Source organism: Hamadaea sp. NPDC051192, from assembly GCF_040682475.1.
Lineage (GTDB): Bacteria > Actinomycetota > Actinomycetes > Mycobacteriales > Micromonosporaceae > Hamadaea > Hamadaea flava.
In genome coordinates this window covers 1-4177 of the sequence record NZ_JBFBAZ010000265.1, presented here as the reverse complement: position 1 = coordinate 4177, position 4177 = coordinate 1, and the positions used below count along the sequence as shown (strand labels likewise).

3 protein-coding genes are annotated in these 4177 nt (G+C 65.8%); 2 read left to right on the top strand and 1 reads right to left on the bottom strand.

From position 1 onward, the window contains the following. Positions 1-196: 196 nt before the first annotated feature. Positions 197-1771 carry a site-specific integrase gene (locus tag AB0M47_RS42240; protein ID WP_363424558.1) on the bottom strand — a complete coding sequence of 525 codons (1575 nt, stop codon included), beginning with the start codon at positions 1769-1771 and terminating at the stop codon, positions 197-199. A gap of 472 nt (positions 1772-2243) precedes the next feature. Between AB0M47_RS42240 and istA the strand changes: the two genes are divergently transcribed. Both istA and AB0M47_RS42230 read left to right on the top strand, forming a co-directional pair. Next, complete coding sequence (istA, locus tag AB0M47_RS42235) at positions 2244-3740, top strand: IS21 family transposase (RefSeq protein WP_363424555.1); 1497 nt, start codon at positions 2244-2246, stop codon at positions 3738-3740. Then, positions 3737-4132, top strand: coding sequence for an ATP-binding protein (locus tag AB0M47_RS42230; RefSeq protein WP_363424552.1), 396 nt, complete (start codon positions 3737-3739; stop codon positions 4130-4132). The genes istA and AB0M47_RS42230 overlap by 4 nt, the downstream gene beginning before the upstream one ends. Positions 4133-4177 lie beyond the last annotated feature (45 nt).

Genomic DNA, 4177 nt, shown 5'->3' with positions numbered 1-4177 from the left:
GCTCTAACTACCCTTCCTCCCCCCCCGCCGCCTCTACATCTCCGCGGGGCGGGGTCTCTGGGCGGCGTTTGCGACGCCGGCCACAAGCCGCTTCGGGGTGGGCGGCCAGCGGGGGGGGGCCACCCCCGCTACCGCAGCCTTCTGTTGGTCTGGTGTGCGTCCGGTGTCAGGGCCGGATTCAACAAGCTCCTCACTTCTATGTCGGCTCGGAGCGGCGTCGGATCCGGGTAAAGGCATCGATCGCCGTGTCGTCTGCGTCCGGCAGCGTATGGAGATATCGTGCGGTCGTGTTGATGCTCCCGTGGCCGAGCCTCTCCTTGACGACCTGAAGATCGGCGCCACCGGCCAGCAGCCACGACGCGTGCGCGTGCCGGAGCCCATGCATCTTGATGTCGACGTCGATCGCCGACCTTGCGAGCGCGGGCTTGAGGATCGAGTCGCGGAACCATCGGCGGGGGATATGGCCGTCTGTCTCCCAGCGCCGTCCCCGGCGAGGGTCGTCCTTGCCCTCCGCTCGGCGATTCGCGCGGTAGACAGCGTAGGCGCGTCGGCAGTACGCACAACGACACTTCGCCGCGTTGTACGCGGTCATCGTTCCGTGCCGATACTGCCGCCCGGCCGCGTTGGGCTCGGTGAGCCCGATCCGATCGTCGTCGAGGTCGAGTTCGTCCGGCATACGGCTCGCGGGCGGCTCGTACGCAAACAACAGATCGCCGTCTCCGAGCCGCTGCTCCTCGATGAAGGCGCGAAGCTTCACGATCATCTGTGCGCTGAGCTTCAGCCGTCGGTACTCGCCGTCCTTCGGGTACTCCTTGACCAGGAACCGCTTACCTTCGGGATGGAATCGTGGCGTGATCTCGACGCACCCTCGACTGACGGTGATGATGCGCGTTCCGAGGTCAATGTCCTTGGGGCGCAGCTCGGACAGCTCGCTCCAGCGCATGCCGCTCTCGATCGCGGTCTCGACAATGAGCCGGGATACCTCGTCCGGCAGATGGAGGTAGAAGGTGTCGAACTCCTCCGGGGTGACGATGCGTAGGGGCTTCTGGGGAACCGTAGGCGTCTTGACCCCCTTGCAGGGATGGAGAACCGTCACCTGGTCGTTGAGCGCAGTAGTGAAGATGGCGCTGAGGATGGTCTTGTTCAGCCGGAGTGTTCCTGGCGACATCCCGTCGCTGGTCATCTCACGGACCCATTCGCGGACCTGCGACGGCAAGATGTCGATCATTCGCATCGGTCCGAACGTGTCCATGATGTGGGCGTAGATCGAGTAGGTGTAGCCCTCGCGGGTGGTGGCCTCGATGACGTGGTTCGGCAGCCACTGCTCCTCGACGTATCGCTGGAACGTCTGCCGTCCGCGGACTGGGTCGCCGGCCTTGCCTTCGGCAACCTTCGCCTCCGCGCGCTGCCACGCCTTGTCGGCCTTCTTCTCGCTCGAGAAGGTCCCCGCAGAGCGGCGCTTGCCACGGATGTCCTCGTAGTAGGCGGTGTAGCGCGGCTTGCAGTCCTTGCCGATCCGCTTTCGTGACTGTCCCATCGGTGCCTCCCCAAGCTCTGCGCTTGACCCTCGTTTGACCCTTAACCTCGCACCATCGGGCGGCATGGCCCGGCACGAGGAGTCATGATCAGAAGTGCTGTGACCTGGGACAATAGCGGAGATCGGGGAAAGGTGAAAGTGGCTCTTGAACACCTCGACGCGACTGGGGGTCAAGGGGTCGTCGGTTCGAATCCGGCCAGCCCGACCCAGCAACATCAGGCCGGTGACGCCCATTCGGGCAGGTCACCGGCCTTGATCATCTCTGTTCTTCGTGACCTCCGTGGGCCCCTCCTTGATTCTTTGCGGACCAGTACTGGCCGCGTGACTGCGGAGGTCGGTCGGTGAGTCCGAATTGCATCGAGCGGCAAGATGATGCTGTGACCGTGGCGGGCGTCTCGCGCTCGGACCGGAACGGTGGGGCCGCTTAGTGCAGCACTCGGCCAGCCACCTCGAAGTAGTTACCTGAGGATGATCATTAAGGTGGGTTCTAGCCGGAAGTATGGTCGACCATACGTGGCAGAATCCGAACCTCATTGCCAGCGGCCAGGGAATGATCCGGGTGGGCGGTCATTTGTCGCCGGGCTGGTGGACAGCAGAGCTCCGGATTGACGGTCACGAAGATCGGTGGATGACGCCCGATATGTAGGCGGTCCCCGCGTCGTTGCACTGATTGGTGAAGATCAGCTTCTGCAGCGTCGGGGGACCTGTGACCAAGTCTGACAGGGAAATCGTGGAGATTCTGGAAGCGTTCGATCTGACTCGCTGTGCGCATTCTGCGGCGCAGCTGGTCGGGGTCGATGAGAAGACTGTCGCCAGGTATGTGGCGATCCGGGATGAGGGTGGTGACCCATTCTCGCGTTCGCGGCGGGCGCGGTTGACCGACCCGTTCCTGGACAAGATCGAGGAGTTGGTGGAGAAGTCTCAGGCGCGGATCCGGGCGGATGTGGTGCATCAGCGGCTGGTCGCGATGGGGTTCGGTGGCAATGAGCGTTCGACTCGGCGTGCGGTCGCGGAGGCGAAGGCGGCGTGGAAGGCGGGCCGGCGGCGCGCGTATCGGCCGTGGACGCCGGAGCCGGGGATGTGGATCCAGTTCGACTGGGGTTCCGGGCCGGTGATCGGCGGCCGCCGGACGAGCTTGTTCTGCGCGTGGTTGTCGTGGTCACGGTTCCGGGTGGTGCTGCCGGTCTGGGACCAGACCCTGCCGACTTTGGTGGCGTGTCTGGACGCGGCGCTGCGACGGATCGGTGGCGCACCAACGTATGTGCTCACCGACAACGCCAGGACGGTGACGGTTGAGCATGTTGCCGGGGTGGCGATCCGGCATCCGGAGATCGTGGCCGCGGGCCGACACTATGGGTGCAAGGTCGAGACGTGTGAACCGTTCGACCCGGAGTCCAAAGGCGGCGTCGAGGCGACGGTGAAGATCGCCAAAGCGGACCTGGTGCCGACATCGGCGAACCTCGCCCCGGCCTACGGGTCGTTCGCGGAGTTGGCCGACGCCTGCTTTGACTGGTGCGAGCGGGTCAACAACCGTGTTCATCGGGAGACCAAGGCGATCCCGGCGGTCCGCCTCGCAGCAGAACGCCACCATCTGCATGCGTTGCCGGCCGAGCCTCACGCGGTGGCGTTGGGTGAGGAACGCCTGGTCAACGATGATCAGACGGTGTCGTTCGGATCGGTGCGATATTCGACGCCGCCGGGACATGTCGGGGCGAAGGTATGGTGCCGGGTCGCCGGCGACGAACTCGTGGTCGTCGGGCGGACAGCGTCCGGGCTGGCCGAGATCGCCCGGCACCGGTTGTCCACGCCGGGCAACCCGTCGATCGTCGACGCCCACTACCCGAACCACCCCGGCGGGAACCTGCCTCGCCCACCGCGTCCGCGACCACGCACCGCCGACGAAGTCGCGTTCCTGGACCTGGGCGAAGGCGCCCACCGGTGGCTCATCGAAGCCGGCGCCGCAGGCGCGGTCCGGGTCCGCGCGAAAATGCGCAAAGCCGTCGAGCTGGCTGCGGCCCTAGACGCCCAGCAGGTCGATCACGCACTCGGACTGGCAGCGATCGCCGGCCGGTTCGGCGACGGCGATCTGGTGTCCATCCTGGATCATCTGGCCACCGCCGGAGCTCCCACCGACGTGGTGTTCGTCGATGAGAACCATTCCGTCCAGCCAGGCACCAGCCCGTGGGAAAGGTTCGGCGCATGACCCGCCCCTCGGCACCGCCGATCCCCGAAGACCTCGAACGGATCCTGCGCCGAATGCGGCTGCCCTATCTGCGCAAAGCCGCACCGGATGTGCTGGCCACCGCCCGGGCGCAACGCTGGGACCCCGCCGAAGTCTTGCGGGTCCTGCTCAACGAGGAAGTCACCGGCCGTGACTCCGCCACCCGGCGGATGCGCCGCAAGACCGCGAACTTTCCCAGCGGCAAAACACTGGCGTCCTGGCGACCAGAGGAATCTTCGATCCCCGAAGCCACCCAGAACGCGTTGACCACCCTGGAATGGGTCGGCCGGCACGAGAACCTCGTCGTGTCAGGCCCGTCCGGGACTGTCCGCGTACGGCCTGACGTGACGGTGTGTGTACGGGCTCACGTGTAGGTCGGTCTCCGGTGGTGTGGCCGGGAGAGTGGGTCACCCTTCGGA

Bases quoted from the DNA above. Each gene is read 5' to 3' on its own strand.
- AB0M47_RS42230 (WP_363424552.1), top strand. From the start codon at position 3,737: ATGACCCGCCCCTCGGCACCGCCGATCCCCGAAGACCTCGAACGGATC.
- AB0M47_RS42240 (WP_363424558.1), bottom strand. From the start codon at position 1,771: ATGGGCGTCACCGGCCTGATGTTGCTGGGTCGGGCTGGCCGGATTCGA.